At 66.2% G+C, this 14,747-nt stretch carries 14 protein-coding genes and 2 pseudogenes; 12 read left to right on the top strand and 4 right to left on the bottom strand.

The window, feature by feature from the left end; all coding sequences use genetic code 11:
- The 3 genes and pseudogenes from Y705_RS22975 to pdxS form a co-directional block, all read left to right on the top strand.
- Window positions 1-147: pseudogene (locus Y705_RS22975) on the top strand (phosphatidylinositol phosphate synthase); the annotation flags it as partial.
- Window positions 148-305: 158 nt separating this feature from the next.
- Window positions 306-551: pseudogene (locus Y705_RS0104690) on the top strand (pyridoxal 5'-phosphate synthase lyase subunit PdxS); the annotation flags it as partial.
- A complete protein-coding gene (gene pdxS, locus Y705_RS0104685) occupies window positions 551-1,399 on the top strand; it encodes a pyridoxal 5'-phosphate synthase lyase subunit PdxS (protein ID WP_026532007.1) in 849 nt (282 codons plus the stop codon). The pseudogene Y705_RS0104690 and the gene pdxS, both read left to right, overlap by 1 nt.
- Before the next feature lie 96 nt (window positions 1,400-1,495).
- Here the strand turns inward: pdxS and Y705_RS17460 are convergent, their stop codons facing one another.
- Window positions 1,496-2,206, bottom strand: a complete 711-nt coding sequence (locus Y705_RS17460; protein WP_049822283.1) for a GNAT family N-acetyltransferase — start codon at window positions 2,204-2,206, stop codon at window positions 1,496-1,498.
- A 12-nt stretch (window positions 2,207-2,218) separates the two neighbouring features.
- Window positions 2,219-4,228 carry a M3 family metallopeptidase gene (locus Y705_RS0104675; RefSeq protein WP_081737786.1) on the bottom strand — a complete coding sequence of 670 codons (2,010 nt, stop codon included), beginning with the start codon at window positions 4,226-4,228 and terminating at the stop codon, window positions 2,219-2,221.
- A gap of 142 nt (window positions 4,229-4,370) precedes the next feature.
- On the opposite strand from Y705_RS0104675, the gene Y705_RS17455 reads away from it, so the two are divergent.
- Complete coding sequence (locus tag Y705_RS17455) at window positions 4,371-4,781, top strand: DUF1622 domain-containing protein (RefSeq protein ID WP_049822282.1); 411 nt, start codon at window positions 4,371-4,373, stop codon at window positions 4,779-4,781.
- Window positions 4,782-4,890: 109 nt separating this feature from the next.
- Here the strand turns inward: Y705_RS17455 and Y705_RS0104665 are convergent, their stop codons facing one another.
- Complete coding sequence (locus Y705_RS0104665) at window positions 4,891-5,631, bottom strand: type 1 glutamine amidotransferase (protein WP_049822281.1); 741 nt, start codon at window positions 5,629-5,631, stop codon at window positions 4,891-4,893.
- On the bottom strand, window positions 5,631-6,941 hold the full coding sequence (locus Y705_RS0104660) for a Mur ligase family protein (RefSeq protein ID WP_026532004.1): 1,311 nt from the start codon (window positions 6,939-6,941) through the stop codon (window positions 5,631-5,633). Before Y705_RS0104660 ends, Y705_RS0104665 begins: the two co-directional genes overlap by 1 nt.
- Before the next feature lie 111 nt (window positions 6,942-7,052).
- Between Y705_RS0104660 and pdxT the strand changes: the two genes are divergently transcribed.
- The 8 genes from pdxT to secF all read left to right on the top strand — a co-directional run bounded on the left by pdxT (window position 7,053) and on the right by secF (window position 14,613).
- A complete protein-coding gene (gene pdxT / locus Y705_RS0104655) occupies window positions 7,053-7,808 on the top strand; it encodes a pyridoxal 5'-phosphate synthase glutaminase subunit PdxT (protein WP_155849926.1) in 756 nt (251 codons plus the stop codon).
- Window positions 7,809-7,810: 2 nt separating this feature from the next.
- Window positions 7,811-8,569, top strand: coding sequence for a YebC/PmpR family DNA-binding transcriptional regulator (locus tag Y705_RS0104650; protein ID WP_026532002.1), 759 nt, complete (start codon window positions 7,811-7,813; stop codon window positions 8,567-8,569).
- Window positions 8,570-8,599: 30 nt separating this feature from the next.
- Window positions 8,600-9,169: a crossover junction endodeoxyribonuclease RuvC gene (ruvC, locus tag Y705_RS0104645; RefSeq protein ID WP_026532001.1), complete on the top strand. Its 570-nt coding sequence runs from the start codon at window positions 8,600-8,602 to the stop codon at window positions 9,167-9,169.
- A 172-nt stretch (window positions 9,170-9,341) separates the two neighbouring features.
- A complete protein-coding gene (ruvA, locus tag Y705_RS0104640) occupies window positions 9,342-9,965 on the top strand; it encodes a Holliday junction branch migration protein RuvA (RefSeq protein ID WP_026532000.1) in 624 nt (207 codons plus the stop codon).
- Window positions 9,965-11,065 carry a Holliday junction branch migration DNA helicase RuvB gene (ruvB, locus tag Y705_RS0104635; protein ID WP_026531999.1) on the top strand — a complete coding sequence of 367 codons (1,101 nt, stop codon included), beginning with the start codon at window positions 9,965-9,967 and terminating at the stop codon, window positions 11,063-11,065. The genes ruvA and ruvB overlap by 1 nt, the downstream gene beginning before the upstream one ends.
- Before the next feature lie 104 nt (window positions 11,066-11,169).
- On the top strand, window positions 11,170-11,730 hold the full coding sequence (yajC, locus tag Y705_RS17450; RefSeq protein WP_049822280.1) for a preprotein translocase subunit YajC: 561 nt from the start codon (window positions 11,170-11,172) through the stop codon (window positions 11,728-11,730).
- Window positions 11,731-11,818: 88 nt separating this feature from the next.
- Window positions 11,819-13,555 (top strand): protein translocase subunit SecD, encoded by a 1,737-nt coding sequence (secD, locus tag Y705_RS0104625; protein ID WP_026531998.1) that lies wholly within the window; start codon window positions 11,819-11,821, stop codon window positions 13,553-13,555.
- Complete coding sequence (secF, locus tag Y705_RS17445; RefSeq protein WP_049822279.1) at window positions 13,552-14,613, top strand: protein translocase subunit SecF; 1,062 nt, start codon at window positions 13,552-13,554, stop codon at window positions 14,611-14,613. The genes secD and secF overlap by 4 nt, the downstream gene beginning before the upstream one ends.
- The last annotated feature ends 134 nt before the right edge of the window (window positions 14,614-14,747 follow it).

Genomic DNA, 14,747 nt, shown 5'->3' with positions numbered 1-14,747 from the left:
CTCGTGGCCACCGGTCTCACCGGTCTCGGCCTGCCGGTCGGTTTCCTGCTGACCGTACTCATCCTCCTGGCGCTGGCGAGCCTTGTGACGGTTTTCCAGCGGGTGGCGACCGTGCGGCGGCAGGCGCTCGCGTCGAACAGCGCCTGAGCGTTTCGCCCCGCGCGAAGTACAGGTTCAGCGCAGCGCGCCCCGGGCGTATCATGGATTGTTATCCTTTATCTACTTTTTAGGGGCAAGTTGTGTCCAGCGTTGAAGAGAATTCGACAACCACGGTCCAGACCGGCGGTAACCGGGTCAAGCGCGGAATGGCAGAGATGCTGAAGGGCGGCGTCATCATGGACGTCGTCACCGCGGAGCAGGCCCGGATCGCCGAAGATGCCGGCGCGGTAGCCGTCATGGCCCTCGAGCGGGTTCCCGCCGACATCCGTGCGCAGGGCGGCGTTTCGCGGATGAGCGATCCCGACATGATCGACAGCATCATTGCGTCGGTCTCCATTCCGGTGATGGCCAAGGGGCGGATCGGGCACTTCGTCGAGGCGCAGGTCGCGGAATGGCAGAGATGCTGAAGGGCGGCGTCATCATGGACGTCGTCACCGCGGAGCAGGCCCGGATCGCCGAAGATGCCGGCGCGGTAGCCGTCATGGCCCTCGAGCGGGTTCCCGCCGACATCCGTGCGCAGGGCGGCGTTTCGCGGATGAGCGATCCCGACATGATCGACAGCATCATTGCGTCGGTCTCCATTCCGGTGATGGCCAAGGCGCGGATCGGGCACTTCGTCGAGGCGCAGGTCCTGCAGTCACTGGGCGTGGACTACATCGACGAATCCGAGGTCCTCACGCCTGCCGACTTCTCCAACCACATCGACAAGTGGAAATTCACCGTTCCCTTCGTCTGTGGTGCAACCAACCTCGGGGAAGCTCTCCGCCGCCTCAACGAGGGTGCCGCGATGATCCGCTCGAAGGGCGAGGCCGGCACGGGAGACGTTTCCAATGCCACCATGCACATGCGCAAGATCCGCTCGGAGATCAACCGGTTGTCCTCCATGGCCGACGACGAGCTCTACGTTGCGGCGAAAGAGCTCCAGGCGCCGTACGACCTGGTCAAGGAGGTGGCAAAGGCCGGCAAGCTGCCTGTCGTGCTCTTCACCGCCGGTGGTATCGCCACGCCTGCCGACGCCGCCATGATGATGCAGCTCGGCGCCGACGGCGTGTTCGTGGGCTCCGGCATCTTCAAGTCCGGCAATCCTGCCGAGCGGGCCAACGCGATCGTCCAGGCGACCACGTTCCATGACGACCCCGACATGATCGCCAAGGTCTCGCGCGGTCTTGGCGAGGCGATGGTGGGCATCAACGTCGACGAGCTGCCTCAGCCCCACCGGCTGGCGGAGCGCGGCTGGTAATTAGCCGGCACCCTGCGGAAAACGACGCCCGCACCGCACAACGACAACCGCACCGGAATTATCCGGTGCGGTTGTCGTTTTCTGCGGCGCTTTCCGCTATAGCGTCAGCCAGTGCGTTCTCCCGCGTCCCACCAGGGTGAACCCGCGCTTCGCATACAGGGCGTAACCCTCCGGCGTCGCGTTGAGCGCGAGGTGATGGGCTCCTGCCTCTGCGGCAGCCTGGGCCGCCCTGCTGAGCAGCGCGGTGCCGAATCCCCGGCGCTGGTGGTCGGGAAGCACTTCCATGTTGAAGATGCCGCCCACTCCTTCCAGTCCCTGCACACCGGACGGGTAGAAGGAGTAGGCGGCACCGCAGATCCCCTCGCTGGTGCGGACCTCCGCATGCCAGGCGTGCCTCGGCTGCCCGTTAACCACGCGCAACTCCCGCGCGAGCGGTCCCCGGTACTCGGCCACCGTGGTGGTCAGACGCGACGCACCGGCGTCGTACGACGCCGGAACGGTGACTGGTGCCGCCATCCACCACGGCTGCCATCCGGGTTCGAACCCCAGCCCCGCGAGGCCCTCGCCGTCGACGGATCCGTTGAGCCAGACGCCGACCGTGGCGGCACCGAGACGCGTCCCCTCGGCGAGTGCGGGACGCACGCCGGGCACCGAGATCCGTTCGGGAAACATCAGCATCAGCTCACGACGCGCGGGAAGCCAGGCCCAGGTACTGCCGTGTGTGGAGAAGGTCTTGCCCCCGGTGGCGTTCGCCAGGGCCGCGAACCAGGCAGTCTGCAGGCGCTGGCACTGGGCGATGGTCACCATGGGGGCTCCGGTTCAGGCTAGGCCGCGCCGCTTCAACAACGGCGCGATTTCGGCGTCGCGCCCACGGAAGTTCCGGAACGCCTGCAGTGGATCGATGCTGTTCCCCCGTGACAGGAGCTCGCGGCGGAAATGTTCGCCGTTCGCCCTGCTCAGGCCCCCTGCGGACTTGAACCACTCCACGGTGTCGGCGTCGAGTACCTCGCTCCAGATGTATGCGTAGTACGACGCCGCATAGCCACCCGCGAAGATGTGCTTGAAGTATCCGGTGCGGTAGCGCGGGGGAATGGGTGCGTAGTCGAGCCCGGCATCCTTGAGCGCCTGCTCTTCGAAGGCCAGCGGATCCTCAATGATCGTACCCGCCGGAATCGAATGCCACGCAAGGTCGAGCAGGGTCGCACCCAGGTATGCAGTCGTCTCGAACCCTTCGCCCCAGGTTCCGGCAGCAACGATGCGCTCGATCGTCGCCTGCGGAAGCGCTTCGCCGGTCTGGTAGTGCCGGGCATAGTTCCCGATGATCTCCGGCCAGAGAATCCACATCTCGTTGACCTGCGACGGGTACTCCACGAAGTCCCGGGGAACGCTGGTGCCGGAGAAGGTGGGGTACGTGACGTCGGAGAACAGGCCATGGAGGGCATGTCCGAATTCATGGAAGGCGGTGGTCACCTGGTCGAAGGTCAGCAGGGTCGGCTCTCCCGGAGCAGGCTTCGGAATGTTCAGGTTGTTGACGACGACGGCGCGAGTGCCGTCCAGAGCCGACTGCTCCACGAAGGAGTTCATCCAGGCTCCGCCGTTCTTGGTATCCCTCGTGTAGTAGTCGCCGAGGAAGAGACCCAGGCCGGTGCCGTCCTCCTCGAACACTTCCCAGATCCGTACTTCGGGGTGATAGCCCATGAGGTCGCTGCGTTCGGTAAACGTGAGCCCGTACAGCTTGTTCGCGGCGTAGAAGATTCCGTCCTGCAGCACGCGCTCGAGCTCGAAGTAGGGGCGCAGCGCCCCGAGATCGACGTCGTACTTCCGGTGCCGGACCTTGGCCGAGTAGAAGTCCCAGTCCCATGCCTCGATCTCGTGGCCCGCCTCGGCCTCGAGTTCAGCCGCCTCGGCACGCGCATTGCGCAGTGCCGGAACGGCCAGCTCGTGCATCCGGTCCATGATGGCATCGAGGGAAGGTGCGGTCTGGTTGTCGGTCGCGGCAGCCGCATGGTTCCCGAAACCGAGCAGCGCCGCCCGTTCCGCGCGCAGGGTCGCCATGCGTGAAGCGAGTTCCAGCGTGTTCGTGTCCCCGGACTTGAAGCCGCGGTTCACTGACGCCTCGAGCAGCCGACGCCGGACCTCCCGGTTCGTCAGGTTCTCGAGGGCGGGCTGTGCCGTCGGGAGGATCAGCGTCAGCAGATACTTGCCCGGGTGTCCCGCCGCTTCGGCGGCACCGGCGGCAGCGGAGATGTCATCTTCCGAGAGCCCATCGAGATCCTCCGCCGTGTCGAGCAGGAGAGCCGACGCGTTGGTGTCCTTCAGCAGGCGCTGCTGATAGTCGGTGCTCAGCCCGGAAAGTTCGGTATTCAGTTCGCGCAGGCGCGTCTGGGCGGCGTCGTCGAGCCTGGCGCCGGCGCGCACGAAGCTGCGGCGATATTCCTCAACGAGGCGCAGGGACTCGGCGTCGAGCCCGTCCACCGACACCGCGCTGAGGCGCTGGAAGAGATCCTGGTTCAGGAAGATGTTGTCCTGGTGGGCCGCATAGCGCGGTGCGATCTCAGTTTCGAGTTCCTGGATGGCGGCCGTCGAGTGTGCGGAGGACCGATTGTAGAAGGCGCTGGCAACACGGTCGAGTACCTGTCCTGCCCGTTCGAAAGCCAGCACGGTGTTGTCGAAGGCTGCCGGGTCCGGATTGGCGGTGATCGCCCGGATCTCCTCGAGGTGTGCCGCGAATCCCTCCTCGAATGCAGGGAGATAGTGCTCGTCACGGATGGTCGCGAAGGGTGGCAGCTGATAGGGAAGAGTGCTCAGGGAGAAAAAAGGGTTGCTCATAGTAACCAACTTTTGCACGTCCCCGCGGTTCCGTCGCGGAGGCATGCGGTGCCGCGGTTTCAGTGCCGGTAACGCGACGCCCGGCATAAGGTCGATTCCAGGTCCTATGACCGGAGTCGGTTCGAACAAAGGAGACGCGGAAATGGAATTCCAGGAGGTCATGGAAGGGTTCGGCAAGGCGGTGGACGCCGCGGGGGTGGTGGCCATCGTGATCGGCGCGGCGGTGGCGACGCTGCTCGCGGCGATGGCATTGCTCCGCAGGGGTGCGGGAAACGACGTCTATGAGCAGTACCGCCGTCGGCTGGGGCGCTCGATCCTCCTCGGACTCGAGCTGCTCGTGGCTGCCGACATCATCCGGACCGTCGCCGTGACACCGACGTTCGAGTCGGTGGGCGTGCTCGCGCTGATCGTGCTGATCCGGACGTTCCTCAGCTTCTCCCTGGAACTCGAGATCACCGGGCGGTGGCCCTGGCAGAAAGCACCGGCCCCTGCTGTTGCAGGAGACGCTGCGGGGACCGTCACGTCCCGCGGAGAATCGAGTGCACAGCAATAACGGGTTATCGAGCTCCACGCCGTCATTGCTGCGCACTCGACCCGGAGGCGCCGCTGCTGCGCACTCGAACCGGAGGCGCCGCAGCTGCGCGATCGACCCGGGAAGTGGGTCAGCGCGGGCGAGTGGCGGCGTGCCGGCGCGCGGCCTCGGCGAGGGAGTCGTCGATGACGACGGGGTCGAAGGAGCCGTACTTCCGCTCGACGGCCTTGCGGATGAGGAAGTCCGCGATCGCAGGGTTCTTGGGGAGCAGGGAGCCATGGAGATAGCTGGCCACGATGTTTCGGTAACGGGCACCCTCGTGCTCGTCGGTGGCATTGTTTCCCTCGCCCTTCGTCACCGTCGCGAGCGGGGCGAGGTTCGGGCCGAGGAAGGTCTGCCCGCTGTGGTTCTCGTAGCCGTGGACGTCGCCGAACTCGGTGCTGGTGGCGACGACGTTGCCGATCAGCCGCTTCTCGCCGCCGTGGGTTTCGAGGTCGAGGACGCCGATCCCGGGAATCACGCTGCCATCGTGCGTCCGGAAGAAATTGCCGAACAGCTGGTACAGCCCGCAGATGAGCAGCATCGGGAAGTCATCCTCGGCGAGCCCCCGCAGTGTCGGCGCAATGGTCTGGAGGTCGTCCTGGATGACCAGCTGCCCGCTGTCCTGTCCGCCGCCGCCGATGATGAGGTCGACGTCGGACGGGAACGGGTCCCCTGCATTGTGTTCGAGGATTTCGGGCGTGTAGCCGTGCCAGCGGAGGCGCTGCTTGAGCACCAGCACGTTGCCCCAGTCGCCGTAGATGTTCATTTCCCGCGGGTACAGCTGCAGGACCCGGATGGTGCCCTTCGAGTTCGCCGTGCCGTTCGGCATCAGGAAACCACCTCGACCTTCGTAATTTTGGACAGCTCACGCCGGACGGCGAGCATGGCGGTGTATGTGCAGAAGATCCTCTTCGGTGAATCCTTGCTGCCGGAGATGAACTCCCGGAGCGCCGCGGGAAGGTCGGGTTCGACGGCGCGGACGGGTACGTCGTCGTACTTGAGCCGCAGTGCCATGTCGTACGCCCGGACCCCGCTCACTACCTCCACGCCGCCCAGGCCCAGCGAGTCGAAGTCCACGTCCCACAGCCAGGACATGTCGCGGCCATCGGCATAGTTGTCATTGATGGCGATCATCGTGGCACATCCGGCGGGGTCGAAGGATTTCAGCCCGAGCCGGAATCCGCTGGGGTTCTTGACGAGGACCAGTTCGAGGGCCTGGCCATCCACCACCAGGCTCTCGCCGCGGCCGAACGCGGGTTCCACAGCGGACAGAGAGGCGATGAGCGCATCCCTGACCACCGCCGCTCCCAGGACGGCGCGGGCCGTGGCAAGGGCGGCGGCGGCGTTGAAGATGTTGTAGACCCCCCGCAGGCGCAGATCGGCATGTACTGATTCGCTGGCAACTGCTTCAGCACCCGCCGGGTCGGGAGCAGCGTCGCTGAGGAGGAAGACCGCGGAATTGCCGTCCACTTTCTCGAGCACGACGTCGGCGGGCAGCGCTGAAGCCGGCGCGATCCCCGCGGCTCCCCGCAGTTCGTCGTCGTTCGGGAAGGTGCTGCGCAGCGAGGCGTCGAGACCGAAATACACGACGTCGGCTGCGGTGACCGAGGCGGCGATACCGGCCACCCGCGGATCCTCGCGGTTGAGGATGACGGTCCCGGTGGTCGCCAGGGCGATGGTTTCGAGGAGGCGCGTGGTGGCGTCGATCTCGCCGAAGCGGTCCAGCTGGTCGCGGAGCACGTTGAGGAGCAGGGAGTAGCGGGGCGGAACGAGCCGGACGAAGTGCACGGCATGCGCCTCGTCGAGTTCGAGGACGGCGATGTCGGCGTCGAGGCGGCCGCGCCAGTCCACCTCTCCGAGCAGGGCCGCAGCCACTCCGCGCGTGAAGTTGCTGCCGGTACGGTTGGTGAAGACCTTCAGGCCCTGTCCCTGGAGGAGCTCGACCACCATTTTCGTCGTCGTCGTCTTGCCGTTGGTTCCGCTGACCACCACCACGCCGTGCGTCAGTCCGGTCAGGGCCCGGCCCATGAAGCCGGGATCGAGGCGTTCGACGACCAGTCCGGGTAGTGCCGAGCCGCCGCCCCGCAGCTTCGAGGCGCGGCGCACCGCTTTTCCGACCAGCACGCTCAGGGGATTCATGCCGTTAACGCTAGCGCAGACACCGCCGGCCCCGGTGCAGGAACGGCCGATGCTGCGCCGGGTGCCGGCCCGGAATCGTCCGGGATCCGGTGCGGCACCTAGAATTGCATGATGACTTCTACAGCTTCCGGCCGGCCGCGCGTGCGCATCGGGGTTCTCGCGCTGCAGGGCGATGTGCGTGAGCACATCCGGACCGTCGAGGCGTTGGGCGGCGAAGCCGGTCCCGTGCGCCGAGTGGCGGAACTCGACGGCATCGACGGCCTGATCATTCCCGGCGGCGAATCCACCACCATCGACAAGCTCACCCGCACCTTCCAGCTGGCGGCGCCGCTTCGGGATCGAATCGCCGGCGGCTTCCCGGTCTACGGCTCCTGTGCCGGAATGATCCTGCTGTCCGGCAGTATTGCCGATCCGTCCCTGGACCGCGACGGCAATCCCCAGCAGACGCTGGGGGGACTGGACATGGTGGTGAGGCGCAACGCTTTCGGACGGCAGCGCGAATCCTTCGAGACGGAGCTGCAATTCGAGGGACTCGCTGCTGCGGGTGGTGCAGCCCAGGATGACCCGGTGCATGCCGCCTTCATCCGTGCGCCGTGGGTGGAGAGCGTGGGGGAGTCGGTTCAGGTCCTTGCCGAGGTGCCGGCGGCCCGTACGCCGCAGCCCGGCCCGGTGAGCCGAAATGCGCCGGGGGCACGGCACGACGGCGGCTCCGGGGGCGGCTGGGGTGCGGAGCCGGATGCGGAGCCGGTCGCTAGGATTGTCGCAGTGCGTTCGGGAAACCTGATCGCCACGAGTTTCCATCCCGAAGTCACGGGCGAGCAGCGGGTCCACGAACTGTTTATTCGGATGATCAGAGGAGAAGCGTAAGCATGTCGGGCCATTCTAAATGGGCAACAACCAAGCACAAGAAGGCTGCGATCGACGCCAAGCGCGCCAAGTCCTTCGCGAAGCTGATCAAGAACATCGAGGTCGCGGCAAAGGCCGGTGGAGCGGATCTGGCCGGCAACCCCGGGCTCGAGCTCGCGGTGTCGAAGGCCAAGAAGACCTCGGTGCCGATCGACAACATCAACCGGGCCGTCAAGCGCGGTGCCGGTCTCCTTGGCGAGACCGTCGACTACCAGACCATCATGTACGAGGCGCGCGGCCCCCAGGGGTCCGCACTGCTGATCGAGTGCCTCACCGACAACAAGAACCGTGCGGCCTCCGAGGTGCGCCTCGGCATCACCCGCAACGGCGGCAGCGTGGCCGACCCGGGGTCGGTAGCCTACCTCTTCACGCGGAAAGGCGTGGTGACGCTCCCCAAGAACGGCCTCAGTGAGGACGAACTGCTGATGGCGGTCCTGGACGCCGGGGCCGACGAGGTCAAGGAGTCGAACGACACCTTCGAGATCGTGTCCGAGCCGCAGGACCTCCGCGCCGTGGTGGCAGCCCTCGAGGAGAACGGCATCGAGTACGAGACCGACGAAGCCGAGTTCGTACCGTCGATGCACGTCGAGCTCGACGCCGACGGCGCCCGCAAATTCCTCAAGCTCGTCGATGCCCTCGAAGAGCTCGACGACGTCCAGAACGTGTACTCGAATGCGGATCTGCCCGAGCAGGTGCTGGCCGAGCTGGAGAACGACGATTAGCAAGCCCTCGCACCATTCGACGGAGCGCCGGTGACCCTTCGCGTCATGGGGGTCGATCCGGGCCTGACCCGCTGCGGGCTGGCCGTGGTCGACGTCGAGCCCAACCGGCACTCCACGCTCGTCGCCGTGGGCGTGGTGGGGACCGAGGCCGGACGCAGCCTCGACCAGCGGCTCCTCGTGATTTCCGACGCCGTGGATGCGTGGCTCGATCTTCACCAGCCGCAGGTACTCGCCGTCGAGCGGGTGTTCAGCCAGCTCAATGTCAGCACGGTGATGGGCACGGCGCAGGCCTCCGGCGTCATCATCGTCGCCGCGGCACGCCACGGAATTCCCGTGGCCCTGCACACTCCGACCGAGGTGAAGGCCGCGGTGACCGGGAACGGGCAGTCGGACAAGGTCGCGGTGACCAAGATGGTCACCAAGATCCTCCGCCTCGACACCCCGCCCCGACCGGCCGATGCAGCCGATGCGCTCGCCCTCGCGATCACCCACGCGTGGCGCAGGGGAGTGGGGCTTGCGGCAGCCGGCGCAGCGGGAAGCGCGACGCCGGCGCAGCGGTTGTGGGCCGAGGCTGAAGTGAAGGCGCGGCGCGGCAGGTGAAACGGCCCCGGTCGCTGGTGTCGGTGTCGGTGCCCTGGGAATTCCCGCGGCCGATACCGTAGCATAATAGAAACTATGTTCGGACTTTCGCCCCGGGCGGACCACCTGGCACTGTCTGATTACCCCAGTCTCATCACCACTGTCTCATCACCACTGTCTTGGAGCTTCTCGAATGATCAGTTTCCTCCGCGGAACCGTCGCCTCCGTGGGCCTGCACTCGGCAGTCCTCGATGTCAACGGATTCGGTATGCAGGTCCAGGCCACGCCGCAGACACTTGCCTCGCTCCGGACGGGCGAGCAGGCCAACGTCTTCACCGCCATGATCGTGCGCGAGGACTCCATGACACTGTTCGGTTTCGAGAGCGCCGAGCAGCGGGAGGTCTTCGAGACCCTGCTCGCCATCAGCGGCGTGGGCCCGCGCCTCGCCCTCGCCGTCCTTGCCGTCCACACTCCTGAGGCAGTGCGGATCGCGGCAACGGCCGGAGACGACAAGGCGTTCAGCAAGGTTCCCGGAATCGGGCCCAAGGGAGCGCGGCGCATCGTGCTGGAACTCGCCGGCAAGCTCGTGCCGCTCGAGGGTCCGGGAGCCCCGAAGCTTTCCTGGCAGGGGCAGGTCCTCACCGCGATGATGGGCCTCGGCTGGTCGGAGAAGGACGCCGGCGCCGCCATCGACGCCGCCACGAAGGAATCGCCGGAGGTCGCCGCAACGGGCGACGTCGGGCAGATCCTCAAGCTGACGCTCCGCCGCCTCGGCCAGGACGGCGGACGCAGCTCGACCCGTGCGAGGGTGGGCTGATGGCCCCCGAACAGCCGGAGCAGGCACCACTGGTTTCCCCGGGGTCGGATCCCGAGGACCGTGCCGTCGAGGCGGCTCTCCGCCCGAAGAACCTCGATGACTTCGTGGGACAGCAGCGCGTGCGCAAGCAGCTCTCCCTCGTCCTGGAGGCTTCACGCATGAGGGGGCGCAGCGCGGACCACGTCCTGCTCTCGGGCCCGCCGGGACTCGGCAAGACCACTCTCGCGCTGATCATCGCCGCCGAGATGAACGCACCACTGCGCATCAGCTCAGGCCCTGCCATCCAGCACGCCGGCGACCTCGCGGCCATCCTTTCATCGCTCACCGAGGGTGAGGTGCTGTTCCTCGACGAGATCCACCGCATGTCCCGGCCCGCCGAGGAGATGCTGTACATGGCCATGGAGGACTTCCGCGTCGATATCGTGGTGGGCAAGGGACCGGGAGCCACCGCGATACCCCTTGACCTGCCGCCGTTCACACTCGTGGGGGCCACCACCCGCGCAGGTCTCCTGCCCGGGCCCCTGCGCGACCGCTTCGGGTTCACCGGGCACCTGGAGTTCTATTCGACCGAGGAACTCGAGCTGGTCCTCAGGCGCTCGGCCATGCTGATGGACATGAGGGTCAATTCCGCGGCCTTCGCCGAAATTGCGAGCCGGTCGCGCGGCACCCCCCGCATCGCCAACCGGCTGTTGCGCCGGGTCCGCGACTGGGCGCTCGTGCATGGAGTGGACCTGGTCGACGCGCGGTGCGCCGGGTCGGCGCTCGACATGTACGAGGTGGACGCGAAGGGCCTGGACCGGCTCGACCGCGCCGTGCTCACTGCGCTCATCACGAAATTCGGCGGCGGTCCGGTGGGTCTTTCAACTCTCGCCATCGCCGTGGGTGAAGAGCCGGAAACCGTGGAGACCGTCGCTGAGCCCTACCTGGTCCGTGAGGGCATGCTCGGGCGTACGCCCCGCGGCAGGATTGCGACGGCGGCCGCGTGGAAACACCTGGGCTGGGTGATGCCGCCCACCGTCGCGGCCGCCATGCCGGAGGACCTGTTCTCCGTCGAGCAGGAGGATTTGCCGCTGGATGATTGGTCCCTGCCCGAGTCCTGACAGGGAAGCCGGAGCCTTTCCCTTTACACTGGGATGAAACGCAGCGAAGCACGGTCCCCGCACCGTTGCCCGCGCTACCCCGGTAACAGGATTGGAACTTCTCCGTGCTCGCAAATGTAGTAGCCCAAACAGGCGATGCCGCCGCCGAACAGCCTTTCGATATCTTCGGCCTGCTGCTCCCGCTCGCGCTGGCCTTCCTGATCTTCACCATGTTCCGCCGCCAGCGCAAGGCGCAGAAGCAGGTGAAGGACATGCGGACGCAGATGGAACCGGGCACCGAGGTCATGACGCAGTTCGGCCTGTACGGCACGATCCTCTCGATCGACCAGGAGAACAACAAGGCCGTCCTTGAGCTATCCCCGGGAAACACCGCGACAGTCCATACCCAGGCCCTCAGCAAGGTGGTCACCCAGGAAGCGCCGGTGGAGGAGGAAGCCGCTGCCGCCGGATCGACTACCGCCGGGTCGACTGCAGCAGGCTCGACCCAGGTTCCCGACGATGCCTCGTCGCTCGTCGGGGAGTCCCACCGCGACGTCGAGTCCCACCGCGACCTCGAGTCTCACCACGACGTCGAGTCCCACCGCGACACTCCGGTGACGGCCGAGACTCCTGAAGAGGCTGCCGACCGCATCCGCCGCGAGAACGACTGGAACAAAGACAAATAGCATCGCTGCAGGTTCTCGGCGCTAGCCCGGACCCGCACCGTTCGGTCCGGCGCTTATCTTCCGCCGATTCTTAGAAAGACGATCCACCATGCCACGCACCGCCCCCGGCACGGCAGCCAAACGAACCCTCGTCTGGCTGGGCGTACTCCTCGCGCTCCTTGCAACCCTGCTGGGAGCAGGGTCCTACTGGAGCAACGCCAGTTGGTCCCCCCGGCTCGCACTCGACCTCGAGGGCGGCACGCAGATGATCCTCGCACCGCGGGCGCAGGGCGGAGGGGAGATCACCCCCGAACAGCTGGACCAGGCGGTCGAGATCATCCGCCAGCGTGTCGACGGCAGCGGCGTCGCCGAGGCGGAGATCAGCACGCAGTCGGGCCAGAACGTGATCGTCTCCCTTCCCGGAACGCCTGACGCCGAGACACGCGAGCTGATCCAGGCCTCAGCGCAGATGGAGTTCCGTCCCGTGCTCTTCGGCGGCCCGGGCCAGGCGCCCGCCGCTGAGACGCCGACTCCCGAGGACCAACTTCCGGCTCCCACGGCGGAACCCACGAACGCGAGTGATCCCAACTGGATCACTCCGGAGATCTTTCAGGAATTCGAGGCGACCAACTGCCTCGACCCTGCAGCCCTAGAGCCCCCCGAGGAACCGGCTCCGGCGGATCAGCCGATGGTGGCGTGTGAACCCGATTCCCAGGGCAAGTACATCCTCGGACCGGTCGAGGTTCCGGGAACCGACATCGATTCCGCGTCCTACGGCCTGCAGACCGGCAGCCAGGGGCAGTCCCTGAACTCATGGGCCGTCAATATCGACTTCAACGACGAGGGCACGAGGACGTTCCGCGAAGTGACGGAACGGCTGTTCGCCATCGACCAGGGCGATCCCCGGAACCAGTTCGCGATCGTGCTTGACGGCCGTATCGTGTCCGCCCCCACCACCAACGCCGTCATTCCCGACGGCAACCCCTCGATCAGCGGGAACTTCACCGAGGAATCGGCAGCGGCCCTCGCGGAGCAGCTGAAATACGGCGCGCTTCCCATCAGCTTCGAGATCCAGAGCGAGCAGCAGATCTCGGCAACCCTCGGAGCCGACCAGCTGAGGCTGGGCCTGATCGCCGGCCTGATCGGCCTGGTTCTCGTCGCTGTGTATTCCCTCTTCCAGTACCGCCTGCTCGGCCTCGTCACCATCGCTTCGCTCGTGGTGGCAGGCCTGCTGACCTATCTGGCCATCTGCATCCTCGGGTGGACGGAGAACTACCGGCTGTCCCTCGCCGGCGTCGCAGGCTTGATCGTGGCGATCGGCCAGACCGCCGATTCCTTCATCGTGTATTTCGAACGCATCCGGGACGAGCTCCGGGACGGCCGCGGGATGATTTCCGCCGTGGAGAACGGCTGGCGACGGGCCAAGCGCACCGTGCTCGCGTCGAAAGCGGTGAACCTCCTGGCCGCACTCGTCCTGTACTTCGTGGCAGTCGGGAACGTGCGCGGCTTCGCCTTCACGCTGGGCCTGACGGCGATTGCCGACCTCATCGTGGTCTTCCTGTTCACCCACCCGGTGCTCCGCCTGCTGGCCAGGACCAAGTTCTTCGGAGAGGGCCACGCCTGGTCGGGCCTTGATCCCAAGCGCCTCGGTGTCACCCCGCTCTACCGGGGAGCGGGACGGATCCGGAAGCCAGCGGATACGCTGCCGGTTCCCGCGCGCGCACGGAACAAGGCAGCCGCAGGTGAAGCCGAACGCCGCCTGACCATCGCCGAGCGCAGGATCGCAGAGCAGCAGAAAGCCATGGCCGGCCGTGGCCGCAACCCAGAGAACGAGGAAAGCAAATGAGGGGCACCAGTTTCTCCCGGTTCGGCAATGAGCTCCACTCGGGCAAGCGGTCCTATCCGTTCGTGGCCAAACGGAACCTGTGGTTCCTGATCGCCGGCATCGCGGTGCTGGTGTCGATCATCATTCCGGTGGTCAAGGGCGGGTTCAACCTCGGGATCGACTTTCGCGGTGGCTCGGAGTTCACGGTATCGGACACCCAGAACACCGAGGTGGGCGTCGGCGAGGAGGCGGTCACCGACGTCGTGCCCGACGCCGTTCCCCGCGTCACGAACATCGCTCCCGAAACGATGCGCATCCAGACGGAGCAGCTCACAGACGACCAGACGCTCGAGGTCCGGGACAACCTCATCTCCGCCTACGGCGTCGGCGAGGACCAGGTCACCTCCAGCTTCGTCGGGCCCACCTGGGGTGAGGACGTAAGCCGCCAGGCGTTGATCGGGCTCGTGGTCTTCATCCTGCTGGCCGCGGTCCTGATGACCATCTACTTCCGCACCTGGAAGATGTCGGTGGCGGCGATGACCGCGCTGGTGGTGGTCATGATCGTCACCGCGGGCCTCTATTCCCTCAGCAACTTCGAGGTGACGCCGTCGGCGATCATCGGATTCCTCACCATCCTGAGCTACGCGCTGTACGATACTGTGGTGGTGTTCGACAAGATCCGCGAAAACACCGAGGATCTGGACCTGTCCACCAAGAGGACCTTCGCCGAGCAGGTGAACCTCGCGGTCAACCAGACGCTTGTCCGCTCGATCAACACTTCGGTGGTGGCCGTACTGCCGGTGGCCTCTATCCTCTTCATCGGCGCTCTACTCCTGGGTGCGGGCACGCTGCGGGACCTTTCGCTTGCACTTTTCATCGGCATCATCCTGGGAACGCTCGGCACCATTTTCATCGCGGCTCCCATGTACGCGTTCCTGCGGATCAATGAGCCGGAGATGAAGAAGCAGGAGAAGAAGGTCCGGAACCGTCGTCTGCAGGAAGCTGAAGCCGGCAGTTCGGAGACGTCCGCACTGACGGCGCACGGATCAACGGCACACGGCGCTACTTCGCGCGGCTAAACTGAAGGAGTCCATCCGCTGGACATCCTGGAATCCTTAAGGGATCGAACTGCTGGAAATAAGGGGCTGTGCATGGCTGAAGCGGTGAATCCCGTCGAGAGGCCCGAGGGCGGCCCCGCCGAACCATCGGGCGC

It is taken from the genome of Arthrobacter sp. H41 (genome assembly GCF_000520535.1).
Classification (GTDB): domain Bacteria; phylum Actinomycetota; class Actinomycetes; order Actinomycetales; family Micrococcaceae; genus Arthrobacter_D.
Note: the sequence above shows the minus strand (reverse complement) of the source record. Positions and strands in the feature narration are given on the sequence as shown.

Excerpts from the sequence above, each read along its gene's own strand:
- pdxT (WP_155849926.1), top strand. The coding sequence starts at position 7,053 with ATGACTTCTACAGCTTCCGGCCGGCCGCGCGTGCGCATCGGGGTTCTC.
- pdxS (WP_026532007.1), top strand. The coding sequence starts at position 551 with ATGGCAGAGATGCTGAAGGGCGGCGTCATCATGGACGTCGTCACCGCG.
- Y705_RS0104660 (WP_026532004.1), bottom strand. The coding sequence starts at position 6,941 with ATGAATCCCCTGAGCGTGCTGGTCGGAAAAGCGGTGCGCCGCGCCTCG.
- secD (WP_026531998.1), top strand. The coding sequence starts at position 11,819 with ATGCCACGCACCGCCCCCGGCACGGCAGCCAAACGAACCCTCGTCTGG.
- secF (WP_049822279.1), top strand. The coding sequence starts at position 13,552 with ATGAGGGGCACCAGTTTCTCCCGGTTCGGCAATGAGCTCCACTCGGGC.
- Y705_RS0104650 (WP_026532002.1), top strand. The coding sequence starts at position 7,811 with ATGTCGGGCCATTCTAAATGGGCAACAACCAAGCACAAGAAGGCTGCG.
- Y705_RS0104675 (WP_081737786.1), bottom strand. The coding sequence starts at position 4,228 with ATGAGCAACCCTTTTTTCTCCCTGAGCACTCTTCCCTATCAGCTGCCA.
- ruvB (WP_026531999.1), top strand. The coding sequence starts at position 9,965 with ATGGCCCCCGAACAGCCGGAGCAGGCACCACTGGTTTCCCCGGGGTCG.
- Y705_RS17455 (WP_049822282.1), top strand. The coding sequence starts at position 4,371 with ATGGAATTCCAGGAGGTCATGGAAGGGTTCGGCAAGGCGGTGGACGCC.
- Y705_RS0104665 (WP_049822281.1), bottom strand. The coding sequence starts at position 5,631 with ATGCCGAACGGCACGGCGAACTCGAAGGGCACCATCCGGGTCCTGCAG.
- Y705_RS17460 (WP_049822283.1), bottom strand. The coding sequence starts at position 2,206 with ATGGTGACCATCGCCCAGTGCCAGCGCCTGCAGACTGCCTGGTTCGCG.
- ruvA (WP_026532000.1), top strand. The coding sequence starts at position 9,342 with ATGATCAGTTTCCTCCGCGGAACCGTCGCCTCCGTGGGCCTGCACTCG.